Raw genomic sequence first — 25,169 nt, 5'->3', positions numbered from 1 at the left:
GTAAATCCGATTGTTGGTGCTGGTGATCCATTCGCAGAATCGATCCCATACGTTGGCGCTTTCGCGACGTTGTAAGGTTGTTGTCATTGTTTTATAAATGCGATTATTTGCAGATGAATTTAGGTAGGTTTGACTACCTGTTACACATCTTAAATAATTTATTGCGTTTTGTAAAGTACTTTCAGAAAAAACTTTCTCTTGGGATTTACGCACTCATAAAGAATCCCCAAACCTTTGAAAAGGGGGACTTTAGATTTTGGATTTTAGATTGTGAAAAATGGGTACTGGGGATTGGGTACTGGGGATTGGGCAAGAAAAATAGAATTAAAATTTATGAGTAAAATTCGGTTAGGGGTTTGAATCTCCACATAAATGTCCCTAATCCCCAGTCCCCAATCCCCAGTCCCCGTCCCCAGTCCCCAATCTCCAATCCCCAGTCCCCAGTCCCCAGTCCCCAATCACCAATCCCTAGTTCAATTCGTTGCTGGCTGCTTGGATATGGACTCCATACCCACTTCTTGTAAAGGTGGACGCACAGATAAATAAATCAATGGGCCGAATAGCGGTATCAAGGCTATTAACCAGAAAAACTGCGGATTTTTCCAACCGCGACGCGCCATATCATCCCCTAGTAATACAGGAAATAATAGGGAAAGTAGACAGAAGTCTATGCTCATCACATGGATAAAGCGGTTAGTTTGCCACTCTTGCACAAAACTACCCCAATCTCCTCCTCTTAAACCGTAAGCAACTAGAATAACTGTAGCTATAGTTAATACAAAACCAGTCACACGAGAATCTAGCACCTTAATTAGGGTATTCTTTTTACCAAGAAATTGATTATTTGGTTCTCGTAGAGCTAAATACGGCAACAAGGCAAAAGCACCAACTGCAAAAGAAGCAGTAGCAAACAGCCAAGCAGGTATTTTTTGTCCTCTACCATCAATAAAGACTACTGCACTGTAGATAAGAGGCCAGATGCCCATGAGGTTGAATAGTGCTATGACTAATGGGTTAATGCCTTGCCAGTGGCCAAGAGAAAGGTTTTTAATTAACTCAAATGTATCGGGTTGATCGGGAGGCGCTAGGAAAAAACCATAGATAATTAATCCCAGCCACAGCAAGCCAAAGGCAATTTTTCTCACCATAAAAGATTTTGGTAGTATTAATTATTGATTTTGCCACTAAAAATTAGGCTATCTGCTTGCTATTATAAAAGCACCAAGAACGGAGTTAAAAGGATATTTCCAACCGTCCCAGGCTTTAAAGTTCAAAAATTGCTGCTTGAGATTAGACCACTTCAACGTGACCTCAACACCTTAGTGTTTACGGATGAGTCCGGCAATCCGTTATCTTCTGCGGTGCTGCAAAGATCCTGGAACGGACACACCTCAAAAATAAATGGGTGTGAATATGTCTGTCTGGGAGTTCTTAAAGAATTGGTAAAAAAGGGAAGCTTGCCTTTTTATCTAAAACCATATTCGACACGCCACACCTTTGCGATCTGGGCAATTACTCAAGACGTTTCACCCGATAAAGTTGCCCAATGGATTGGGGACAAGGTAGAAACCGTTTTGAGATATTACTGCCATCCACAGGTAATGGAGGCAGATTGCCCAGATTTTTAGTTTCTACTCAAATGCTGCTCAAAATTTGGCTATCAAGCCTTAAACCTTGGCTTCGAGCTAGTTTTTTCTAAGCATGTTCGTTTTTCAATGCTAAACGAGCAAGTCCATAACAAATTAGGGCGTTGGCAATGAGAAAGAGGCGTGCTATGTTACCACTTCCTAAACCCCAAACAGCTGGATCTAAAAATGCACTTACTGTCAAGCAGGCTGCTACACCTAATGTTGAACCAATGGCAAACAATTTCCAGCTAGGATGTCCCAGCAGCAATGCCATTAATACAATGGGAATCAGTACGCTGGCAAATAGGGGATTCAACGCATCAGTTCCCTGGAGGGCATTACCTAGTTCGGGAATTGAACTGCCCAAAACCCGGAAAGGCCATTGGGGAAGATCAAAAATATAGATTCCCTTGAGGAAGAATAAGCCAGAACTGCCGGCAATTAGTCCACTGGATAAAGACCAACTCCAAGTGAAGGGGAAGTAAACGCGTAAAAACCAAGCTAGCAGATAGGAACCAACTACCATTAAAATCTTGGGTAAGAGTGCGATCGCACCACCATCTATCCAAAAGCCGGGGTTAAGATAGCCGCTATCCCGTAACCACCGAAAGAAATCTGGAAAACTGATTTGTCCGCTAAAGGCTAGTTTGACTGCTGCTTCTGCATTGAGTTGTCCAGCGCCATAATAGTTCAAACCATCATCCTGAATCACTCGTGCTGACTGCTTGAGGACTTTTAAAACTTCATCTGGTTCCTTGATGCCAGCAGCTTTAATTAATGCCGCAACACCAGCAACGTGGGGAGCAGCCATACTTGTACCCTGGAAGCCCAGAAATACCCCTTCACCCTTTTCGTCGATAGTTTCTTGGAGAATTTTTCCAGCTTCACTGCCACCAGGAGCAGAGATATCTACCCCAGCACCAAAGTTAGAATAGGGCGCTCTTTCGCCATCTGGGCCGATTGCCGAAACGCCGATAACATAGGGATAGCGGGCTGGATAGCTGGCCCCATTGGTGTTTTCATTCCCGGCTGCGGCGATGATAACTACACCTTTTCTATGGGCATACTCGATCGCTTGTTTCATCAACTGGCTTTCACCACCACCGCCTAAGCTCATATTAATCACATCTGCGCCTTTATCAGCAGCAAATTTAATCGCTTCGGCAATATCGGCAACAGTACCACCGCCGTAAGAACTGAGTACCTTCAGGGGCATCAAACTAGCTTCGTAGGCAATTCCAGCGACGCCATATTTGTTATTTGTGGCTTGAGCAATAGTTCCAGCAACATGAGTACCGTGGCCGTTATCGTCTGTGGCTTCTTCTCGGTCGTTAACAAAATCGTAGCCCTTGACGAATTTTGTCTCATACAAGTCGCGAACTTTGGTAATCCCGGTGTCAATGACTGCGACTGTGATGCCACTGCCTTTAGTTTGACTCCATGCGCCTTCAATACCGATTTTATGCAAGTTCCACTGCTTGCTGTAATATTGGTCATTGGGGCCAGTTAATGAAGGATTTGCTTCTTCATCTTCTTGGGGTGTTAAAAATTCACCTAGCCAAGCGGTTTTACCTGGTTGGGGAATCTTGTTGTAGATATAGTTTGGTTCAATGAATTCTGTCGCTTGGGCAAACTGAGATTTTTTCAGTTCTTGCAGGCGTTGGCGATCGCCCTTGATAATATAAACATGATCTTTTTCGGAAAACTTGTTGTCTAATTGGGGTGTAACGTTGTATTGTTTGGCGATCGCTTGTAGATCCTGTTCCACCACAAGTGATGGAATATCTTCTCGAAAATCAAGCAAAATCGTCTCAAACTCTCCTCTGGCTGCCAATCCCTGGAAATTCAGGAAACTAAATATGGCAGCTCCCAGCCCAATGACAAACAAGCACAATAATATAAGTTTTCTCATATTAACTCATCACCGCTTTTTGCCAGTTTGTTCACTACCATAACTTATCTGCATCACTTGTTGGTAGATTTCGCACTTTTAGTTACAAATTTCATTCAGGACTCAGGATTTTTTTAACGATGGAACGTGGTCTTTTGTGGTTGCCCCTGTTAGTAATGTTTTTCTGGTTAGCTTGGCAAGGCTCGAAGGAGTATCAAAAAGTCGAAGCTTATCGCGTCTGGGCAGAGCAATTTGAACGGGCTAAGTATGATATTTATGCTGTATTAGGTCAGAAAAACAACAATATAACTTGGGGAAAACCCACGCCTCAAGGGCCGATTAAACTAGAAACATTCTCTTTGCTTGATATCAAACAAATCCAAGTTTTAGTAGATGAGAAATCAGTAGATGTAAATAATCCACCTGAGAAAGGTCGTTCTATAGAATTAGAATTTCTATTTTCCGAATCTACTAACTCAGTGCGGGTTCCGTTTACAGAAATTCCTTTGGCGTCGGAATGGGGTAAGTTTTTGCAGGGGGTATTACAAGAATTGCGATCGGAAATACAGCAGTTTCCAAATGATTGAAGAAGAATTCAGAATTCAGAAGTCAGAATCAATATGCGACTCGAAAATACTCGCTAACGCTGTGCTATTCGCCAGTCGCACAGAATTCATTCTGTTAGCGGATAGCTAAAGTTTAGCCCATTCTGATTTCTGACTTCTGAATTCTGTTTGATAAAATACTCACGCTGTATTCATTTTTAATCTTTAATTTTTAATTCCACCTTGCAGTACTAAGGGACTTCTAAATAAAACAAATATCCAATTAATTCTTGTGGGCTGGGCGTCTCGCCCGCCCTATGGATTGGGCGCTCATGTTGCCCACCCCACAAGAGTTATGTTTAATTCGATTATGCAAATTAGATGTTTTTTAGCTTAGGAGATTTTCATCTCTAGAATCTTCAAAGCTACTGCTTTAGGGACGGGCATCACCGATAATCGATTTCCTTGTCTCACCACCATTAGCTCTTCGGCGCTAAACTTCTCTTTGAGTGTTGATAGCAAGATGGGGTTAGAAAAAGTTTCAACGAATTCTACTACAACTGTTTGCCAGCGAGGGGATTCAGCACTTGACTTGGGATCGTAGTATTTACTTGTTGGCTCAAACTGATTCGGGTCAACAATATCTTTTTTCACCACACGCATTAACCCCGCAATACCGGGAGAATTAGTATTTGAATGATAGAAAAAAGCTAAATCTCCTTCATCCATTTGGCGCAAAAAGTTGCGAGCTTGATAATTACGAATACCGTCCCAGATAGTCTCACTTTGCTGTTGGAGGTCAGCAATGCTATAGACTTCTGGTTCTGATTTCATTAACCAATAATTCATCTACACAATTTATGGATACATTACAAATAGAACTTACGCAAAATCACACGCTGTAGGGGCAATTCATGAATTGCCCCTACCTGAAAATCATGGTTTCGGCTATTGTTTGCGTAAGTCCTGACAAAAATAAGTATTTCAAAAGTCAGGGTGAATTCTATGAGACTGTTGGTCAATTGACGGTGGGTTTGACCCCTCACCCCTAAAACATTGGTTTGGCTTTGCTTTCCCGCCCTGAAATAAATTTCAAGCTAATAGCTCAAGTCCGTTTCAACGGACTTAAATCAGAGTAATGAGGAATCATGGGTTAAACCCCCTATTAATTCGCCAATAGTCTCATCGAATTCGCGGCTATACAAATACTCGTCCGCCTCAGCTGATTAAGGAAAATAAACCCACCTCTGTGGGTTTGCCCTTTTAATTACGGTAAGCTATGACGGCATAAAACGGATCTCCTCCAGCTGCACCCAACCACTGTAATAAATTTGGTAATGTTGACTTATGGGCTATCACTTCTGCCGTTGTAAATCCGGGGATTGAGGCGAAGTACTCTTTGACTAATTCCACTCGAACGGTTTCTGAAGCCTCCCGCCAAGCCTGAATCGCCTTTTCAAAAAACATCCGGTTAGAAAAGCTGATAATTGCGACACCACCGGGTTTCAAGATGCGGTAAATTTCAGAAAATACGGCTTCTGGATATTGGACATACTGCACAGATACGCAGTTGAGAACAGCATCAAAATCTTCATCTGGTAATGGTAGCTGCGGATTGTCGTTAATATTTTGCACAAAGTAATGATTTAAGCGGGGATTACGTGCCAGTTCCTCGGCGTTGAGTCCATGTCCCTCTACATGGGAAAACGGTATCTCTTCTGGCAGATGAGATACCCAGCTGCTCATCATATCAAAAATGCGGGTGTTGGGTTTCAGGCGATCGCGATATAAATCCGTTAGCTGTTGAATAAATCCTTCATCAACATGGGTGACGAAGCGGGGATAGGCATAGAACAGCTTATCATCTGTGTCGTCTAATTTCAGGCGTTGATTCGGTCTTAACTGCATAAATCTCTGTTTTGGAGAACTTTTCGGAAAATTACGGCAATCTCAGGTATTTTTCAAAAATCACTATGTAAGATATTTTAATAACGGCAGGACATTTAAGAATTCAAAATTCAAAATTAAAGACATTTCAGACGGGGATTTAAACTCCTACTGAGACTGATACTACATATAAATGTAGGGGTCTTAAACCCTTGATTTGACGATAAACGAGTCGAAATAGCAGCATTTAATGTTATCAATTCAATGTTCTATAAACTATCAATGTTCTATAAACTACAGATCTTGCAGTATATTTGGCGACAAATCCGCCTGGTCAGATTATTACCCTATTTGAGTTTGTTCACTTGGATACTGCCCTTATTATTATTTACTTCTGGTAACAATAGTCTGATGGCACATGATGAAGCACTTTACGCATCGCGTGCCCGTCTGATGTTCGACTCTGGTAATTGGATGACTCCTTGGGAAAATGCACATCATAAAACCCCTGGCCCTTATTGGTTAATTGCCAGTTTCTACAAGCTGTTTGGGATGAGTGATATTAGTGCGCGTATTCCTAGTACGATCGCTGGCATTTTTAGCTTATGGCTGGTGTATGAAATTGGCAGAATTATGCTAGGCAAAAAAATAGCTTGGTTAGCTGCTGCAATTTTAAGTGTGGAATTTCTCTGGCTACAATACTGTCGTTTAAGCACACCTGACGTACCAATGATTTTCTTGGTACTTTTAGCTATTTATTCTTTAATAAAAACGGAATTATACCCCAAATATCGCTATTTTTGGAGTTTTATCACTGGCTTTAGTTTAGGTTTAGGCTTCTTAGTCAGAAGCTTTATGATTTTTTTACCAATTATAGCTTTATTGCCTTATTTAATTTGGGAACATCACCGTCATCGTCATCTTGCTAGCCCAATTTTATATCTAGGCTTTTTAGTAGGTTTAATCCCTACCTTTGTTTGGCTGTGGTTAAGCTGGCTTCACTATGGCAATGATAGTTTTGAGGAGTTACTCAAGTTTGTTGTGCATCTGGGTTTTGAGGATCAGAATCATAATGGGCGGCTGTTCTATATATGGAATATTCCTTTAAAAGCATTCCCTTGGGCTTTCTTTGGAATTTTAGGTTTAGTTTTGACTCTCTATCGTCCTATTCCTCGTTATCATTTGATATTAGTTGGTTTTCCACTTGTTTTATTTGTAGAAATTAGTCTTTTTACCACTCGTTTTCCTCACTATAGTCTTTGCCTTTATCCGTTTATAGCTTTGTTTGCATCTGTGGGTTTAAACTGGTTAGGCAACACTTATAATACAGGAATTCCCCCCCAATTTCCTCTTCAAAAGAGTGAAAGAAATATATTAAATCTTTTTACCAGGAAGAATCTTCCCCGAAACCTCAGTTATGGCTTTGGTAGCTTAGGTGTTTTACTTGTAATAGCAAGTACTATTATTCTCACTTGGGGTAGTTCTGATATCCGCAAGTATGCAGCTATTGGCTTGGCTATGGGGTTTGGTTGGTTAATTTTACCTGTGGTTTGGATTAGTCGTTACCACTTTGGTAAAAAGTTTCTCACTGCACGTTATTGGATTGCAGGATGGTTAATTCCCTGTTGGCTGGCTTTGGCGACGATGGGTAGCATTGGGATGTTAAGTGACTATAACCCTGTTTTGAGAACTTTTTTACAACAAAGTGCGATCGCCTCTATTGTCCAATCTTATCCTACCTACTATGTGCAAATAGACCAGAAAACCCAAGTAATGTTTGAGTTCTATCTTCCTATTCATGCCAAACAAGTAGCCTCTATTTCCCAAATACCAGCTTTGAGCTATGCTTGGATATATACTGACCAGTCTCCTAAATTGTCTCGGCCTCACCGTATTATCAGTACAATTCAAGAGTATCAATTAATTCAATTTCTTTCCTAAGATAGATGCAATGCATCTGTTGCTAAAAAAGACTAAATTTAGTTATAATAGTACGTACACTAACTATTTTACTAAATGGTTTCTACATCTAATCACTCTCCAACTTTAGAGTCGTGGCAGCATAATCTTGCACCATACAACTTGGGCTATAGAATCAAATTAGTCTCACAACTGCTCAGTCGCAAGTTTACTGAGAGGTTAGAACCCTTTGGATTGACGCCATTTCATTGGCTGGTGTTGTGCTGTCTTTGGCAAGAAGATGGTTTACCTACTTCTAGTATTGGGGATAAACTCAAACAAGTGGGAGGCACTTTAACAGGCGTACTAGATCGGATGGAAGAACGCGGTTTGGTGCGTCGAGAACGCGACACCCACGATCGCCGCATCTGGCGAATCTGGCTAACGGATGCAGGTAAGGAACTAGAAGCTGTGTTACCGCCAATCGCCGCAGCTGTGCGTGATGAAGCGATGGAAGGTATTTCTTTTGCTGACCGAGAACTGTTTTCTCAAATGTTGAATCGGGCGATCGCTAACCTCTCCTAAAGATGATCCCACAATCACCCGGTAGGGTGAGGCAGTGTAAACATTTATTTTGAGATAATATTACGCATACTAAGGAAATAAGTTTTTTTCAGGAAATACTACGCATTCTAAATAAACGATTATCAATCAAATTATCGAACGAGGAAGGGAGTTAAGAATCATGGGTACTAATACTTTGAACGGACGCAACGGACACAAAACCCCAATTTTAGAAAAAGAAGTGATTCCTGATTCAGAGACTTTAGAAACTGTTACAGCAGAGACATCTGCTATTGCAGAAGCACCTGTTGTAACTCCTAACATCGAAAAAGAAGTTCCACCGAAGCGCAAAAGACCGACTGGTTTAATTTTGGCAGGATTAGGCGTGGGTGCGATCGCCGCAGGTGCTTTTGGTTATCACTACTGGCAATATGCCTCCACCCACCAGGAAACAGATAACGCCACCGTTGCGGGAAACATTCACCAAATTAGTAGCCGCATTCCCGGAACTGTAAGTCAGGTGCTAGTGAATGATAACCAACTGGTGCAACCGGGACAATTGTTAGTGGAGTTAGATCCACGGGACTATCAAAGTCAGGTACAACAAGCACAAGCCGCGCTAGAAAATGCTCGCGGTCAGGCACAAGCGGCTCAAGCAAATATTGCTTTAACTTCACAAACCACCACTGGTAAGACAACTCAAGCGCAAGGTGATGTCAGTGGTGCAGTAGCAGCAATTTCTACAGCCCAAGCAGCAGTACAAGAAGCCCAAGCGGGGATACCAGCAGCCCAAGCTGAAGTCAGACTCGCCCAAGCGGGGATTCCCGCCGCCCAAGCGCAGGTAGCGCAAGCAAATGCCAATTTGGAAAAAGCTAAAACAGATTACAATCGTTACAACGAGTTGTATAAATCAGGTGCGATCGCTCGTCAGCAATTAGATACAGCCAAGGCCGCTTATGATGTAGCGACGGCACAGAAAAACGCCGCAATTCAAGGAGTAGAACAAGCCCAAGCTAAATTAGCCTCCGCGAAAGTTGGTGTTGCCAAAGCCCAGTCTCAATTAGCACAAGCGCAAGAGAATGTTACTAACGCCCAAGCTAAATTGGCAGCATCCAAGGGAGGATTGCAACAAGCTACCGCAGGCGGACAAGATACAACAGTTAAACGTAGTCAATACGAAGCGGCAAAAGCGGCGATCGCGCAATCAGAAGCATCGCTTAAAGATGCCCAATTGCAACTATCTTATGCCAATATTACCGCCCCCAGTGCCGGACGCATCGGTAGGAAAAATGTGGAAGTTGGCAACCGAGTTGCGGCGGGAACACCATTAATGGCGATCGTGGATAACAACTATTGGGTAGTTGCGAACTTCAAAGAAACTCAATTAGAAAAGATGCGCCCAGGAGAGGCAGTAGAAATTAAGCTCGATAGTTTCCCTCATCACACTTTTGTTGGTCATGTTGACAGTATTTCGCCAGCTTCCGGCGCTCAGTTTGCCTTATTACCACCGGATAATGCTACGGGTAACTTTACCAAAGTTGTCCAACGCATCCCAGTCAAAGTAGTTTTCGACCAAAAGAGTATTCAAGGGTATGAATCGCGGATTACTCCGGGGATGTCTGCGGAAGTTGCTGTAGAAGTCAAGTAATACCAATTTATACAGAGATGAGCTAGACTATGGTACAAAGTTAGGCGATCGCCTCCGATAAAAAATTAGGATGCGATCGCTCATTCAGAAACAGACTCAGCACTGAGTATGATGAAGATTACTGAGTTACAAATGCTGAGTACTCTTCTTCTTACTCTAAGCCAAGGCACTCAGTACTGAGTATGGTAAAAGCAATATCGGTAAATCTAAGCTCCAAGGGTTGGAAACTGACCCTCGGAATTTTTGTAAGTATACTATAACTAACTATATCAAAAATATAATTTTTGATCAGTAACTCTGATAGTATGATAAGTTTTAATAAATTTTTGCTGATATTGATAATTTTCAACCTGGCTTTGGGCAAAAGACCTTGTAAGTATCTAAATACTCAGGGAATTTGCACAGTGGTTAGGGTGACATGAACAACAGAGCAAACCAAAGGCATGAAGAACATCATGTAATACAATATTTCTGTATATTCAACCGAGTGTTGATTTTCGTTGCAGAGATGTTTATGTCAAGTAGCCTTGCTGCTGGAGGGGTAATATTGCGGTTGTTGCAAAATTTTCAGCCTTCCAGATTTTCCTGGTTAGGACTCAGACACTCATTTGTGAAAACCCAAGCTGTTCCTCTACCTGATAATGAAGCAGAAAGACTCAAAGCCCTGGCGGACTACAATATCCTGGATACTCTACCCGAACAAGCATTTGATGATATAACTGCTCTTGCTGCCTACATTTGTAAGACTCCAATTGCTCTAATTAGCTTAGTTGATGCCGATCGCCAATGGTTTAAATCTAAGGTTGGACTACAAGGTAATGAAACACCCAGAGATTGGGCTTTTTGCTCCCATGCCATTCTTGAACCAGAAGATATATTGGTGATTCCCAACGCCATCAAAGACGATCGCTTTAATAACAATCCTTTAGTCAAAGGTAATCCCAAAATTCGTTTCTATGCTGGTGCCCCTCTAATTACACCCGATGGTCTTCCTATTGGGACATTGTGTGTTTTGGATACCATTCCTCATCATTTAAGTTACCAGCAGTTAGATGCACTGCGCCGCCTAAGTCGTCAAGCGATCGCTCAAATGGAACTCATTCAAGAAGTTCGCAATCGCAAACAAGCGTCTCTGACTGATGAACTAACAGGTTTGCATAACCGACGTGGTTTCTTTGTGATGGCTGAACAAGAGTTAAAAATTGCTCACCGAATGAAAGCATTGTGCTGGGTTATCTTCATTGATTTAGATGGGCTAAAACAGGTTAACGACACCTTTGGTCACGATATGGGAGATGCCTTGATTATTGATGCGGGTCAATTACTCAAGCAAAGTTTTCGCAGTTCTGATATTGTTGCTCGCTTGGGTGGAGATGAGTTCATTGTTTTCATCTCCAGCTACTTTAAGGACGCTGATAGTATCCAAGAGTATCTGCAAGCAAATATTGCCAACTTTAATCAACAACAAAACCGTAATTATGAACTTTCGATGAGTATGGGGATAGAGTGTTACTCACCAGAAAGTGATATGTCACTAGAAGAAGTAATCGCCAGGTCTGACAAATTAATGTATGCTCAGAAGCGTCGGAAGCGGCAATCTTTTACATAATTTATTTCTTGGAAGTCCCTTAGAACTAGACACTAAAGTAAAAAAATTAATTTTTAAGCAGATTTTTTCCCCAATCCCCAGTCCGCAACTCCCAGATTAAGATGGAATTTTAAGGCTTAATGACAAAAGGCGATCGCTCATGAATCCAGATTTGTTGTGAATGAGAAGGAGTCAGAAGTCAGAATGGGCTAAACGCCCCGCTATCGCTAACAAGAGTCAGAATACCCCATACCTGAAGTCAGGGGTTTCAAGCAAGGAAAATTTTTCTTTATCTCCACGATAGCGACGCGGACTCGCTTTCCGCGCACCCCTGTCGGGAAGCAAGCTACGCGCAGCATCTCGTAGAGAGCGAGAGCGTCTTAGATTCATCCACTTTTTCGTGACGCTTGTAGACTCGCTACCGCTGCGCTATCAGAATTATTCTGTTAGCGGATAGCTAAGGTTTAGCCCATTCTGGCTCCTGACTCCTGAATTCTTCTTCGGTAATTTTGTAATTCCGATGAAAGGTACTGTAAATCCTTAGCCGGAAGCGACTTAACTAATCTTCATGTCCGGTTTTTTCTTGGCAACTCGATCTGAAATCAAAGCCTTGACATTCTGTAGCTTTCAGGAATTGCCTAACTGCACCACCAGGCTGACAACTCACTAAAGTTGAACCCACCACAGCCAGTGTAATTACAGTGGCTAGTCCCAGCACAGTCGTTTGTTTTCTCGGTTTGATTGTACTGACTAAAGTATCTATCTTAGTGGCAGTACCAACAACTTCAATTGCCTGAAGTGTTTTTAAAGCAATAGATGCATTGGCATAGCGATGTTTTCGGTTGCGTTCTACCATTCTCATTAACCACGACCGAAAATGCGGACTGATTTGAGGAACTAATTTTTGGAAATTAAAGCGATAGTTATCATCAATTAATTTCCCAATGTCAACAGAACGGGTATTGGTAAGTAAGCAAATCAGGGTTGCTCCTAAACTATATAAATCTGATGCCTCAGTTAGGGCATGACCAAACTGTTCCTCTGGTGGCATAAAACCTGGGGTTCCAGCTACAAAGCTGCTCAGGGCTATTTTTGCATCCTGCATTCTCGCTAAACCAAAATCAACTAGGTAAGCATTTAGTTGTTCATCAACCAAAATATTCTCTGGCTTAATATCCCGATGAATAATTGGAGGAACTTGCTTTTGTAAATCAACTAAAATTTCTAAGATTGACAGAGCAATTTCCTTAATTTCTTCAGGATGAAAGCTACATTTTAAACCCAGAGATGGCGCGTTTTTATATTCCTGTACCAGATAAAAAAATCCTGGGATCTCAAAGGAATCTATATAACGAGGGATGCGGGAATGATTCAGTTGTTGCAAAATTTCAATTTCGCGCTGATATGCTTTCACTCCTGACAAATCAGCACTCGCACGAGTAAAACAAAACTCTTTAATCACCACCTGTTGATTATAGTTGAGGACATTAGCTAGGTAAGTAATGCGTCCCCCTTCACTATTGCGTCCTAGTTCGGTGATGACTTGATAGCCTTGTTGAGAAAAATCTGGATGGTGATTTAAGGGAATTACCCTTTTATGTCCATTCTGCACACCAAGCTCCATTATAGAAACACATGAGTTTGATTTTGTCAAGGCTTAATTAAAAAACTTAGATCCGTTCACCCAGATTGTTAGCCCCATGTTCTCCTGTTTGGGCTAAGGCACATTGGCAGAAAGGCAAAATTATCACCTTTGCGCTAGCCAATCAACAATCTGGGCATTGACAACATCTGGAACCTCATCGTGGGGACAATGACCGGCATTGGGAATGGGAACAATTTTAATTTCTTTGCCATTCTCACGCGCCTTTTCGTAAATCTTTGCCCCAGTAATTGGTGTCCAGGGATCGTCAGCACCCCAAATTACTAGTAAAGGACGTTCTACTTTGGGCAAAAGTTCCTCTGGACTGGGGCCAGGCGGGGCTGTGAGAATGGAGGCAAAGACTTGTTGCGCTCCTTGATCACAAGAGGGAGTATAAAGTAAATCAACTAATTCATCGGTGACGGCTCGGCGATCGCGGTAAACTTGGTAGAGAGTGCGGCGAATTTGGGCTTTTTGGCGGATGCGGTTATAGACAAATTTACCTGTAATTGGCGATCGCACAAACCGATTAAAAGCTGCCATCATCATCCGTAGCGGCGGGTTCAATTCGTGGGGACGATGACTCAACCCACCCGCAGAGTTAATTAAAATACCACCAGCAGCAATTTCTGGATATTCTACCAATACAATCAAGCTCAAAAGTGCGCCGATGGAGTTGCCAATAAACACAGCAGGTTCGTGGATGTGTGCTGTGCAAAAATCTTTCAGCAGTTCCACCCAAACTTCTACACTGTAATCAATAAGTGCTTTATCAGAACCACCAAAACCTAAAAGGTCTATAGCAAACACCTGGTAGCCAGCATTAGCTAAAACTGGGATATTTTTGCGCCAGTGTCCAATAGAAGCACCAAAGCCGTGAACCAGTACCAAAGGGCGTCCTGTACCCATGACAGTATACTTAATTTTGTAACCCTTCCAAGTCCAAATGAATTTTTCAAAGGCGTCTTGAGTTGCAAGCTGCTGTGCCGTTACAGTCATTATGAAGATTAATAAAGTGTTTCTTTAATATAGTAATGTTCTCTGACCGTGAACGGTGCAAGCAACTCAGCCAGCACACAATGCCGCAATCATATTAACTCGCCCTATTCTTCGACCTGACTTGAAATCATAAAAGCCTTCTCCTTGGGGGACTATAGCCGTAGCCATAGTCGTCGCGCTCATCCATACCAGCCTCGTCGGCATACACAATAAATTCAGGTTTAACCGTGGCTAGCTGTTTGAGAAACTCTTACAACATATTCCATTTTGCTACGTATCCCGGTTGTATCCCTTGTGGAACTGCTCAAAATTCCAGTAATTTGTAATTAGTGAAGTCGTTGATTAGTCTTTTTAACTTGGATATGGAAAAAGTGGAAACAGCTAACAAAGAGATTCAGTCGCCGCTTGATTTTCTCAAAAACTTGTTAGTTGCTCGTTGGCGATCGCTCTTACTGCTGTTGATAGGAGTATATTTACCTTTGCAGGTATTTGAAATCCTGACAGTGAAGATATGGGAGAATCAAGCAGGTTTACCGTGGGATGTGCCTATTTTGTTAACAGTCCATTCTACAGCCAACCCACAGTTAGATGTTTTAGCTGTCACTCTCGCTATGATTGGGTTGCCTTGGACGGCGATACCGATTTTAGGTGCGATCGCACTCATATTACTACTTCAAAAACGCTGGCGATCGCTAGCTTATTTACTCACTGCCTCACTGGGAAGTGTGATCATCAACCGCATAGCGAAGCAATTAATGCATCGAGTGCGTCCACAATTGTGGGAGTCTATTGCACCTGAGTATAGTTTTGCATTTCCCAGTGGTCATGCCATGACGAGTATAACTCTAGTAGCAATTTTGCTATTTTTAGCTTGGGCTACCTCCTGGCGCTGGTTGGTTCTCATCTTTGGTAGCTTATATATCATCGCTATTGGCTGGTGTCGTCTTTATCTGGGAGTTCATTTTCCTAGTGACATTCTCGCAGGTTGGATGGTTGCATTAGGTTGGACAATTGGCGTCAGTTTAATTATCAAACCCCATAGTACTAAAGCCCAATCTGTAGATGAGGAAAGCGCTGAGGATGAAACTACCTTACTCCCAGAAGAAAGAAAGTTGATCGCTGAGGAGTAACATTTAAGATTTAGTTTGGGGCTGAATCCCTATCTAAATCTTCCCTATTTTAATCCTGTTGATGAGCAAACTTATAACCACCCCACAGAGAAAGAGCGATCGCAACCACCAGCAAAATCGGTATGCTGTACCAAGGAAATTGGGACAAGGGTAAATGAGCAACTGCACGCAATCCCATGCTGGCGTAGGTTAGTGGCAACAGGTAAACTAAGACTTTGAAAGTCGGTGGTAATGTCGCCGGGTCAAAGAAAGTCGCTCCTAAAAATGACATGGGGATAATGATAAAATTGTTGTAGAGTCCGACTGATTCGAGCGATCGCACACTCAACCCCACAATCACCCCTAACCCGGCAAATACCGAACAATTCAGCGCCACCAACACCAGAAATAGTGGGTTGATAAAATTCCAGTTTCCAGTCAACAGCAGCGCTACCAAAATCACCGAACCGGAAGTCATCAACCCCCGCACGACTCCCGCCAGCATTTTACCGATATACAACGCTAGGGGATGTATGGGAGTTAACAACAATTCCTCAAAGGTTTTGGTAAATAATCTGTCCCCACAAATGGAAAATGTCGTTCCAGCAAAGCTAACCGTCATCGACGAGAGCGCTACCATCCCTGGTAATATAAATTCCAAATAATTGTTGTAGCTACCACTAATTCCTGAACCTGGTTTGATGGAACTACCCAAACCCAAGCCAAAAGCTAAAATATATATCAGTGGAGATATTAAGCCTGATGCCGCAATTGGTAAGATTCTCACACGTAAATCTAACCAATCTCCCCAAAAAATAGTCAGACTATCAGCTAGGAAGATTTGCAATTGCGAAGTTTTGAACCTCTTGCCCGAAGGTAGCGCTCTTTGAGATATCACGTGCTTTCAATTACTTATCAAAATTTTATTAAGTATTAATTTACATTGTTTTACACATCAATTACTAGGGGTAACAAAAATATCTATCCTAAAAATTTAAATTAACCACAAAATCTAGATGTTTTAAGCATTCTTACTACATTAATTGTGAAAATTTAGTTAGCTGTATCTGATAAAAATGAAAAATATGGTATAATTCATAAATAAATTGTTTGCAAGTGATTAATCAACTCAAGCAGCGCAAAGGTCATAACTAATAACAATTCGTTAACGATTAAATAAACAAAGATACTCATTAATTGTTCCAGATAGAAACAACAACCGACTAGTACTACTTGGCTTAAGAGAATGTTTGAAAAGTATTAGGCGAATAGAATTCGCTACTACATAAACAAAGTCCACCTCTGTGGACTAAGAGAAAATCAAGAGTTTTTAACCTACGGGGGTGGATTTGGTCTGTGTAGCTGCGAATTCTATTCGCCCGGTGAGTAATAAATTAGACTTTTCAAACAACCTTAAAATTCTGTCCAGATATCTAGATAACTTCCTATTTTTCGCATTTAACAAGAATATTGCACAGAAAGTTACAGGCAATTAAAGTCCAGAATAGGCATACTTAAAGAGGGAGAAAACTTTAGACAACTCCCTGCCAAATCAGCGTGAAGGTGATTAAGCAACAATGAGACGTAAATCTACTGGTAGATCGGCTACTACTTCTAAACCCTCTGTTTTCCAATCCCCTCTATTTAACTTCACCACCATCGCAATTATGGGAGGGGTGTTAATTTTGGGAATTGGGATTGGTATTGCTTTTAGTTCTACAACCACGTTAGCCCCATCAAATGTGGCTTCTCGTGAATTTATTGACACCAAAGCACCAAACCCTGAAATTTGTGTGCAGTACGGAGCCAGCGCGATGGTGATGGACGCAAGACTCTTCGTCACCCTCAACCCCTTCAATGTCTATGTTGCCCAGCCTAGTATGCGTCCTGGATGCGTAATCCGACAAAATAACTGGGCGCTTTTAGAGCAACGTAAGCTGGTGACATCCGATCAGGTAAGAGATTGCAAAAATCGCCTGAACACCTTTGGTTTTACAGGGAACTTGGACAGTGACAAACCTGATATTAGGTGCATATATCAGAATGAAGCTGCTCAAAACTTCTTCACAGCTCAACCAGGAGCAGTTGGAACACCTCAGGAAACGGACAGATTTTAAAATTGGGCATTGAAAAGAGGCAGAGGGGCCGGGTGCGGGGGGCGGAGGGGAAAACTCTTCTCCCTGCCCCCTGCCCCCTTCCTTCTTCCCCTGCCTCCTTATCTCCTTTTAGGAAGAGGTTGACCAAACTCAATGATCTGGGGATCGGGAGCATTGGAGATTGTTGGGACTGGAAATTCCGAGATCCCAACAGGGGGAGTATTATTCAAATTATTGGGCTGATTTGGGAAAGAAGGCGGGGGAAGAGTCAAAGCAGGTTGTTGAGAAGATGTATTGGGAGTTAGGGGGGGTACAGTGACAAAAGGCTGGCCTGAGTTGGTAATAATTGCTGAGGGTAGTTCATTGGATGGAGGCGGAACTGTGAGTAAGGGCAGTTGTTGATTAGTATTGCTTACGGGTAAGTTACTCGGTGGCTGTGACTTATAAGGTGTTTGAGGTTGTTTCTTGGGTGAAGGTGAGGAGTTTCCTGCTTTCACGGCAGTTGTTTTACCAGAAATAACCGGACGTAACACCCAACGAGTGGAGTTTTTGCGGGAAACGGGTTGCAGTTGTATCTGTTTGGGATTAAAAATAGTCCCTGGTGCTAAATCTAAGACAATGCGTGTGTCGTTTGCGTTCAGTTGAGAAACGCGAATGCTTTTAATTGCTCCAGAATAATTTTGCAGCGTGGTAACTTTGCCCAACTTAGTATTCGGTAAATCTACAACTAGACGCGAGGGTTGCGCCAGGTAGAAATAGCGGGGTGTTGTGCCTGCTGAAAGGGTGATTTCAAGCTGCTGTGTCTTGGGGGAAAAACGCCAATTATCTAGCTTGGCCACTGGTGTAGCAGCAGTAGTGCAAGTTTCAAGGGCGATCGCTGCGTAAAAGCCTAATATACTGATGCTAAATAGTTGCTTGCCCCATTGGCAAAATTGCCTAGTCTTTAGTCCCTGATCCATTCTTTTTATTTGCTCCATAAAGCCCATACAATGCGCTCACATTGCTGTTTACTTCGCGCTGCCAATCCCGTAGACGCGATGAATTGCGTCTCTACATGTCGTCGCGCCAGGATTACCGGACTGGGGACTGGGGAAGAAGCAAGGGAGCAGGGAGCACAAGGGAGAAAAGTTTTCCCATCTGCCCCCTGCACCCCGTCCCCTTACCTCTTTTCAATCCCCAATCCCCAGTACCCAGTACCCAATCCCTAATCCCCAGTCCCTTTTTCAATTAACTTTTTGAGGCACAGCGGTAAACTTCAGAGTTTGGGAAATGCCCTGTACGGTTAATTGACCTGTCATATTACCTTTATCCACAAGTTGCATTTGGATTGTCACTGAGTTTAGAGGATCATTTTGGGGGCGAGGAATATTACAAAGGATTGAACTACCAACTTTTCCAGATAAATTTAATTGTTGATTTCTAAAGATGCCTGCCAGAGAGTGCTTTTCGTCAGTGTCGGTCTTAGCGTTTGCCGGTAATACGGAGGCATTTAAGTAAATACCCGACTGTTGAATGTTTAACGTCAGGGTATCCGATTTTTCACAATTCGGCAAATTCTCCGCAAGGGTTAGACGGTAACGGCCGTTAACGGTCGGAGGAGCCTTGAGATTGTTTTCTCCGTAAACACTGACAGTTTTAAACAACAGTAGTACTGACGTGATTGCGACTCCGTAAAAAGCCAAAGATTTGAAGTTGAAATGATTCATGCTCTTAATTTCTCAATGTTGGCTCTTGACTGCTAATGTCAGGAAGCATGGAAGCTAGATGAGCGGTGACTTGACTGTAGCGGCGGGTAATCAGCAGAGAGGAGCAACATTGGATGGCTAGTTGATCTGTATATCTTCCCAAGGTTTGACGCTCGATACCCCAAGTGCGGCTAGTACCAGCAATTGTCAAGTCTACATTTTTTGAGGCTTCGACTACTGTTTGGATTGCCTCTGGAGCTTGGACAATTTTGATTTCTATGCGATCGCGTACACTACTCGGTAATTGCTCCATCATGATGTCCAACTCATAATTAAGTTCGTCTTTGAGGCGATTGTCGGGTAATACATGTAAAATCTGCAACGTACAAGTTTCATGATTGATTAGCAGTCTGAGGGCTAAAATCAGGGCTAAATCATCATGGATATTTGCAGAATAAGGCACTAACAAGCTTTCTAAGCGATCGCTTCCCCGGTCTATAAATACTGCTACATCCACTGGTGCAGTGCTGAGAAGTTGACCGACTCTTCCACCTAAACGATTGCTACTAAAAGCTGGGCGATGCCATCCCAGCAGAATTAAATCAACTTGCTCTAGTGCGGCTATCTGTGCGGTTTCCCGTGCGACATTGCTAGATATGCGAACGATGGGATGCACATGAGAGCGTGTTTCTAGCGGTTCGAGAGTATTAATCAACTCTTCTAACTGCTGACGGCGCTGGGCAATTAATCGGTCTGCTTCAACTGGTGTACTTTCAAAGGCATAATCTTCTTCAAATTCAATCAGGCTAAGAGGGTTAACCACGGCGGGATGTCGGGAACTGAGAGCAAGGCTGACTGCCAACTGTAGCAAGCCTTTTTGGGTACTCGGATTAGCCACAGGCACTAAAATTCGGTAAGGACGAATGTAAGTGTCGGCATCACTAAGGCTTGTAGCTGTTTCTGCTTCTAACTCTGGTTCTACTACATCTAACCTGATTAGCTTCTTCGGATATGTCCATTCCAGTAATGGCGAGGTCATGAATGTAGTTACCAATGCCATAATTACCAGCATGGTAAATATTAAAGGGGAAATTACCCCTAACTCTAAACCAATGTTTAGCACTATAAGTTCGGTCAAGCCGCGAGTATTCATTAACCAACCCAGTGCCGAGGCTTCCCGTTTACTAATGCCACTGACACGAGCTGCTACATAAGTGCCAATATACTTGCCTGCGATCGCCACTCCTAAAACCAACGCGCACAAAAGCCACAATTCGGGACGGTTGAGCAAGCCAATCTCTGTTCGTAAACCACTGTAGGCGAAAAATATTGGTAGCAAAAAAATCAGGACAAAATCTTCCGTTTTGACTGCCAATTCCCGCACTAAATCTTCATTTTTGGGCATGGCTGCTCCCAGTAAAAATGCCCCAAAAATTAAATGAATTCCAATTAGTTCGGTGATTAATGCTGATGCAACCACACCCATATAAATCCCAGCTAGCAGTAATTGGCTGAGTCGTCCTGCACGGAGGTAGTGTTTAGCAAGGCGTTGCAGAAACCAACGTCCCACCGTCAACATCAAGCCGATGTAGACTATACTGGCAATAATTGTGGGTATAGCACCAGCAAAGTCGCCAGTCCGAGCAACTGCGATCGCTACTGCCAACAAACACCAAGCTGTCACATCATCTACTGCTGCACAAGTTAGCGCCAACGTTCCTAACCGCGTTCCTTGTAAATTGTTTTCAGTAATGATTCGTGCCAACACTGGAAAGGCAGTAATCGACATCGCCGCCCCTAAAAACAAAGCAAAGGCGGTGAAAGATACACTTGCATTGGAAACTAGAGGATAAAGTACCACCGCTAGCAATGTCCCCAGAGAAAAGGGCATTAAAATGCTGACATGAGAAGTTAAAACAGCTACTTCTAATTGTCCAGCGAGGTATTTGGGATTTAGTTCTAGCCCAATCAAAAACATGAAAAATATTAGTCCCACCTGAGACAAAACATTGAGAAAAGGAAAAGTTTCTGGCGGAAACAAGGTAACTGCTAGATGAGGAGCAACTAAACCAAATAAAGATGGGCCGAGCATAATTCCGGCGACAATTTCACCAATTACCAACGGTTGCTTAATAGAACGGAATCCCAGCCCTACTAGGCGTGAAAGTCCAATAACAATCAGCACCTCAACCAGAACGAGAACAACTATGTGCATGGTTTCCTCACAATTAACTATCTGGTTCCCTTAGATAATTCTTTAAAAGACTGGAAAATGTCAAGTTTGTTAGATACAACCAAGAGTAATTTGTGCTTCGTAGTTATATGAATTATTGTTAAGATTCAGTTGCAGTCGTGAAATATGAATTCTGATGATTTTAGGAACTACATCTAAAATAACTTCCAAATTAACGATAGCAAGAAAATTAGCGTTATATGTTAATACTATTTGATTGGTTCTCCACCGTGAGGCTCAGATCCCCGACTTCTTGAAGAAGTCGGGGATCTTTTTTTGGAACTTATTTAGGATTGCTATAGCCAGAGTCAAAACAGAGAATTACCCAATTACTAGGTAATAAATTTTGTATTTAATTTGCTTAAATGGAAGATTTTTCATAGCTTGTACCGTGCAAGAAAAAAGCAATCAGTGGTGATGCCATCAGGGTAGTAATGACTGCCATAATAACCATTATAGTGAATAGAGTTGGCGTAATTATACCTTGTTCTAGACCAATATTCAGGATGATTAACTCCATCAAACCACGAGCATTCATCAGAGCGCCGATAGTTGCAGATTCGCGCCAATTTTCCCCGCCCAATTTTGCCGCCAGCATACAAGCAACACCTTTGCCGAGAATTGCGATCGCAATAATTAAGAGCGTAATTCCCCACAAAGTAGGTGTGTTTACCAATCCAATTTGAGTGTTAAGTCCAGAGAAAACAAAAAATATCGGTAACAAAAAAGAACTAGTTAAAAACTCCGTATATTGGCGAATTTGCTGGGCGAATTCTCCCCGTGGTGTCACTGCTCCTAACACAAAAGCACCGAATATTGCATAGATACCAGTGACATCAGTAAACCATGCACAAAACATCAAAATTATCAACATTAAAGTCAGGGTTTGTCTGTTCACACCTGCATCACGTTTCGTCATCCGTGTGAATGCTTTCAGTAGAGGTTGACCGAGAAAAATTGCAAATAGCACGTAACAAATGCCACCACCAATTGCTAATATGGCAATACTCAGAGAATTTTTCACGCTAGCAAGCACGATCGCTAGTAAACACCAGGCAACTCCATCATCTACCGATGCTGCACCCAAAGCCAAAGTACCGAAGCGGGTTTGTGCAAGACCGCGTTCGTAAAGAATGCGAGCTAACATGGGAAAAGCCGTAATTGTCATCGATGCACCCAGATACAGCGCAGCTGACCACGGCGTTACCTTTGGTTGAAAGAAATCACCATTGTGATAAAACCAAGAAGATGCGATCGCTCCTAAAATAAAAGGAGTAATAATTCCAGCCGCAGATAGCAAACTTGCACTTTTGATATGATGTTTTAACAGTTTAGTGTTGAACTCTAAACCAATTAAAAACATATAAATTACCAACCCAATCTGACTAATAGCATATAAAATCGACATCGATGGATTGGGTATCTTGAGTCCGACAGCAGTAATGATAGGAAGCTTAGGAAACAGCCATTGCTGAAAACTTGGTGCAATCAATCCTAAAAGTGATGGTCCTAGCATTACCCCTGCAATCATTTCGCAAACAACATCAGTTTGACCAAGATAGCGGCGTCCTAAAATCGTAACAATGCGACAAGTAGCTAAAATAACTGTGAGTTGCAGAAATAGCTGAATAACCAGATCAAAATTTGACATTACACTTCCTTAATTTGCGTCTCTGCATTGAAGAATCTCCCCAGACTCCAAAGCTTTTCCTGTTTTTTCATATACAGCAAGGAATAAGGTACTCTTAACTGAGGTGAAACTTTATTGATATAGCAACGGACAAGGAAGTTAGGACATTAACTGATGATAAAACCTATATACAAAGAGACTTTAAACCCAGTCCCCAGTCCCTAATCCCAGTCCTCTGCTATATATAGCTTTGTGCTTAGAATTTGTACCTCACTTACCTGTAATCTTCTGTATGACTACTACATCAGCATAAGTGTCAATTTGGGAAATATCACATAGCTGTTTTTAATTTGATTAGATGTAATAGGCAATGTGCTGCTTTGGTTTCCAAAGTTGTAGCAACTACCATGTTGTTCTGAGAAACGCACACAACTGTACGTCAATACAACATATTGCATCCAAACTAAAACCGCCATATATAATTTTTTCTGATTTGTTAATTTGTGATTTATCACATTTTTCATCTATGTTAAACCATAATTAGCTGTAAGTACGCATATATATGCGCCCCTATTTTACGGTTTAATTACCTGAAAATTACTGTAATTTTTGATGAAATTAGTTATGAATATTTAAGATATTACAACCATTCTCCACCCCGAAAACGCCAACGCAGAAAGATAATTCGCATCAGGCTTTGGGAAGTAATAAAAACTGCTAGCCACACGACGCTATAGTGCAATAAAAAAGCTCCCCCCGACAGTTCTTCCTTCGGTAAAGGTATTGGTAAAAAGCCAAATAGTTTGACTCCACAAAACACAAACATCAATTCCCATATACCAGCTAAGAGTTGATAAACTGCGGGCCAATCTCTATCCCAACGTGATTTTTGCAGATAGTCATAAAGCACATCCCAGCCTAAGCCAAAGATGGCGACATAGGCAAGTATCCAAAAATAAACCGAGTTAGCGCCAGGGCCAATCCAACCCATTGCAAAAGGCAAAGATACGAGTACGCCGACAGTTGCAAGTAATAATAATCGAGTTTGCCAACGGCCAAATAAAGTTGGTGTCATAAAAGTGCTGAGTTATGAGCTATGAGTTATGAATAATATAGAGAAATTAGAGTTTTTATCAATAGATTTTAACTAGCTTCATTAAAAGTTTAGGAAGATTGTTGTATTTGCGATCCTTGCAAATACGACAATCTTAGCTAGCCCCAAAGCACCAACACAGCTAAGTAGGTCGGCAGAATAAAACAAAACTATGTTAACAAAAATGAACGAGGCTGAAACCCTGCTGCTCCCTGCCTCCTGCCTTATCCCAACGACAAATATTGACGCCCACCTACTTATATTATTATGATGGTTTCAGGTGATAATCAAATTTAGAATGGTAAGCTGCATTGGCAAAGTCCATTGAAGGTATTGCTTCCCAATTGATTACATCTTCTAATAAAGCTTGATAACCGAGTGTATTGGGATGAAGACCATCTTCACTCAAGCGTTTGAGCCGCCAAGTTTCACCGCGTTCCATCCACTGCTCAAAAATATCTAAATAGGGAATCTGACGTTGATTGCAAGCAATTCGAGTCGCTTCTTTGTAGCGGTACTGATCGGCATGATTATAATAAAAACAATCTAAAAATGGCATCTTGCTTTCATCCACTGGCACCATACCCACAAATAATACAGGACAAAGTTGCTGTGCCAAATCTAGCAGAGAAGCAATTTCCTTTTCAAATACGGTAAAATCTGTGTAGCTTCGGCCATCAGGACGCGCCAACCGCGCTGAGTCGTTAACGCCTACTGATAAAATAATTAAATCAGGAACGCGATTTCGCAGTTCACCCCGGTGGCGAAATTCAACTTCTAGCCTTTGTGCCACTTGTTGCGTGCGATCGCCTCTTACCCCTAAATTATAAAGAATATGACCCGCACTATCCGGCAACATCCACCATCGCCGTAGTTGCTCGATCCAACCTCCTTTTTCTGGGTCGCCGAATCCATAAATTAAGCTGTCCCCCAGCGCGACAATCTTCATAGGCTGAAAGTGATTTGGTGGTACAGACAGCTGCATTGAGGAAGAAGCTAAAAATGTGTGCATTTAACAACTATATTTTATAT

At 42.1% G+C, this 25,169-nt stretch carries 21 protein-coding genes and 2 pseudogenes; 8 read left to right on the top strand and 15 right to left on the bottom strand.

The genetic code is table 11. The features are described from left to right. Both V7L31_RS01460 and V7L31_RS01455 read right to left on the bottom strand, forming a co-directional pair. Positions 1–213 (bottom strand): annotated as a pseudogene (locus V7L31_RS01460) (hypothetical protein); the annotation flags it as partial. A gap of 260 nt (positions 214–473) precedes the next feature. Further along, a complete protein-coding gene (locus V7L31_RS01455; protein ID WP_334694614.1) occupies positions 474–1,148 on the bottom strand; it encodes a DUF2834 domain-containing protein in 675 nt (224 codons plus the stop codon). A gap of 129 nt (positions 1,149–1,277) precedes the next feature. On the opposite strand from V7L31_RS01455, the gene V7L31_RS01450 reads away from it, so the two are divergent. Then, positions 1,278–1,628, top strand: coding sequence for a hypothetical protein (locus V7L31_RS01450; RefSeq protein WP_334694613.1), 351 nt, complete (start codon positions 1,278–1,280; stop codon positions 1,626–1,628). Positions 1,629–1,695: 67 nt separating this feature from the next. On the opposite strand, the gene V7L31_RS01445 is transcribed toward V7L31_RS01450, so the two are convergent. After that, positions 1,696–3,540: a S8 family peptidase gene (locus V7L31_RS01445; RefSeq protein ID WP_334694612.1), complete on the bottom strand. Its 1,845-nt coding sequence runs from the start codon at positions 3,538–3,540 to the stop codon at positions 1,696–1,698. Positions 3,541–3,659: 119 nt separating this feature from the next. Here V7L31_RS01445 and V7L31_RS01440 point away from each other — a divergent pair, with 119 nt between their 5' ends. After that, complete coding sequence (locus tag V7L31_RS01440; protein WP_334694611.1) at positions 3,660–4,106, top strand: hypothetical protein; 447 nt, start codon at positions 3,660–3,662, stop codon at positions 4,104–4,106. A gap of 351 nt (positions 4,107–4,457) precedes the next feature. Here the strand turns inward: V7L31_RS01440 and V7L31_RS01435 are convergent, their stop codons facing one another. Together V7L31_RS01435 and V7L31_RS01430 are read right to left on the bottom strand one after the other, a co-directional pair. Further along, positions 4,458–4,913: an EVE domain-containing protein gene (locus tag V7L31_RS01435; RefSeq protein ID WP_442944338.1), complete on the bottom strand. Its 456-nt coding sequence runs from the start codon at positions 4,911–4,913 to the stop codon at positions 4,458–4,460. Between the two features lie 414 nt (positions 4,914–5,327). Further along, positions 5,328–5,972: a class I SAM-dependent methyltransferase gene (locus V7L31_RS01430; RefSeq protein WP_334694609.1), complete on the bottom strand. Its 645-nt coding sequence runs from the start codon at positions 5,970–5,972 to the stop codon at positions 5,328–5,330. 261 nt (positions 5,973–6,233) lie between these two features. On the opposite strand from V7L31_RS01430, the gene V7L31_RS01425 reads away from it, so the two are divergent. The 4 genes from V7L31_RS01425 to V7L31_RS01410 all read left to right on the top strand — a co-directional run bounded on the left by V7L31_RS01425 (position 6,234) and on the right by V7L31_RS01410 (position 11,671). Next, entirely contained in the window at positions 6,234–7,892 is a 1,659-nt protein-coding gene (locus V7L31_RS01425; RefSeq protein WP_334694608.1) for an ArnT family glycosyltransferase, read from the top strand. A 75-nt stretch (positions 7,893–7,967) separates the two neighbouring features. Beyond that, complete coding sequence (locus V7L31_RS01420; RefSeq protein ID WP_292846236.1) at positions 7,968–8,435, top strand: MarR family winged helix-turn-helix transcriptional regulator; 468 nt, start codon at positions 7,968–7,970, stop codon at positions 8,433–8,435. A gap of 160 nt (positions 8,436–8,595) precedes the next feature. Next, on the top strand, positions 8,596–10,062 hold the full coding sequence (locus V7L31_RS01415; protein ID WP_334694607.1) for an HlyD family secretion protein: 1,467 nt from the start codon (positions 8,596–8,598) through the stop codon (positions 10,060–10,062). A 418-nt stretch (positions 10,063–10,480) separates the two neighbouring features. Next, entirely contained in the window at positions 10,481–11,671 is a 1,191-nt protein-coding gene (locus V7L31_RS01410; protein WP_334694606.1) for a sensor domain-containing diguanylate cyclase, read from the top strand. 538 nt (positions 11,672–12,209) lie between these two features. On the opposite strand, the gene V7L31_RS01405 is transcribed toward V7L31_RS01410, so the two are convergent. From V7L31_RS01405 to V7L31_RS01395, 3 genes and pseudogenes are all read right to left on the bottom strand, one after another. Next, the gene (locus tag V7L31_RS01405; protein WP_334694605.1) at positions 12,210–13,274 is read right to left on the bottom strand and encodes a serine/threonine protein kinase; all 1,065 of its coding nucleotides are present in this window, start codon (positions 13,272–13,274) and stop codon (positions 12,210–12,212) included. A 123-nt stretch (positions 13,275–13,397) separates the two neighbouring features. Then, a complete protein-coding gene (locus V7L31_RS01400; protein WP_334694604.1) occupies positions 13,398–14,291 on the bottom strand; it encodes an alpha/beta fold hydrolase in 894 nt (297 codons plus the stop codon). Positions 14,292–14,335: 44 nt separating this feature from the next. After that, positions 14,336–14,538: pseudogene (locus V7L31_RS01395) on the bottom strand (transposase); the annotation flags it as partial. A gap of 115 nt (positions 14,539–14,653) precedes the next feature. On the opposite strand from V7L31_RS01395, the gene V7L31_RS01390 reads away from it, so the two are divergent. Beyond that, entirely contained in the window at positions 14,654–15,421 is a 768-nt protein-coding gene (locus V7L31_RS01390) for a phosphatase PAP2 family protein (protein ID WP_334694603.1), read from the top strand. A 49-nt stretch (positions 15,422–15,470) separates the two neighbouring features. Here the strand turns inward: V7L31_RS01390 and V7L31_RS01385 are convergent, their stop codons facing one another. Then, the gene (locus tag V7L31_RS01385) at positions 15,471–16,298 is read right to left on the bottom strand and encodes an ABC transporter permease (protein WP_334694602.1); all 828 of its coding nucleotides are present in this window, start codon (positions 16,296–16,298) and stop codon (positions 15,471–15,473) included. Between the two features lie 679 nt (positions 16,299–16,977). On the opposite strand from V7L31_RS01385, the gene V7L31_RS01380 reads away from it, so the two are divergent. After that, positions 16,978–17,517 carry a DUF3172 domain-containing protein gene (locus tag V7L31_RS01380; protein WP_179068175.1) on the top strand — a complete coding sequence of 180 codons (540 nt, stop codon included), beginning with the start codon at positions 16,978–16,980 and terminating at the stop codon, positions 17,515–17,517. A gap of 98 nt (positions 17,518–17,615) precedes the next feature. Here the strand turns inward: V7L31_RS01380 and V7L31_RS01375 are convergent, their stop codons facing one another. The 6 genes from V7L31_RS01375 to V7L31_RS01350 all read right to left on the bottom strand — a co-directional run bounded on the left by V7L31_RS01375 (position 17,616) and on the right by V7L31_RS01350 (position 25,149). Further along, complete coding sequence (locus V7L31_RS01375) at positions 17,616–18,455, bottom strand: AMIN domain-containing protein (RefSeq protein WP_334694601.1); 840 nt, start codon at positions 18,453–18,455, stop codon at positions 17,616–17,618. A gap of 264 nt (positions 18,456–18,719) precedes the next feature. Then, positions 18,720–19,202: a hypothetical protein gene (locus tag V7L31_RS01370; protein ID WP_334694600.1), complete on the bottom strand. Its 483-nt coding sequence runs from the start codon at positions 19,200–19,202 to the stop codon at positions 18,720–18,722. Positions 19,203–19,206: 4 nt separating this feature from the next. Beyond that, positions 19,207–21,396 carry a cation:proton antiporter gene (locus tag V7L31_RS01365; RefSeq protein WP_334694599.1) on the bottom strand — a complete coding sequence of 730 codons (2,190 nt, stop codon included), beginning with the start codon at positions 21,394–21,396 and terminating at the stop codon, positions 19,207–19,209. A gap of 379 nt (positions 21,397–21,775) precedes the next feature. Next, the gene (locus V7L31_RS01360; protein WP_334694598.1) at positions 21,776–23,065 is read right to left on the bottom strand and encodes a cation:proton antiporter; all 1,290 of its coding nucleotides are present in this window, start codon (positions 23,063–23,065) and stop codon (positions 21,776–21,778) included. Between the two features lie 619 nt (positions 23,066–23,684). Next, positions 23,685–24,119 (bottom strand): hypothetical protein, encoded by a 435-nt coding sequence (locus V7L31_RS01355; protein ID WP_334694597.1) that lies wholly within the window; start codon positions 24,117–24,119, stop codon positions 23,685–23,687. A 283-nt stretch (positions 24,120–24,402) separates the two neighbouring features. Next, the gene (locus V7L31_RS01350; RefSeq protein ID WP_334694596.1) at positions 24,403–25,149 is read right to left on the bottom strand and encodes a GDSL-type esterase/lipase family protein; all 747 of its coding nucleotides are present in this window, start codon (positions 25,147–25,149) and stop codon (positions 24,403–24,405) included. Between the last annotated feature and the right edge of the window lie 20 nt (positions 25,150–25,169).

This window comes from Nostoc sp., assembly GCF_036916655.1.
Classification (GTDB): Bacteria; Cyanobacteriota; Cyanobacteriia; order Cyanobacteriales; family Nostocaceae; genus Nostoc.
This window is presented reverse-complemented; position numbering and strand designations above follow the sequence as displayed.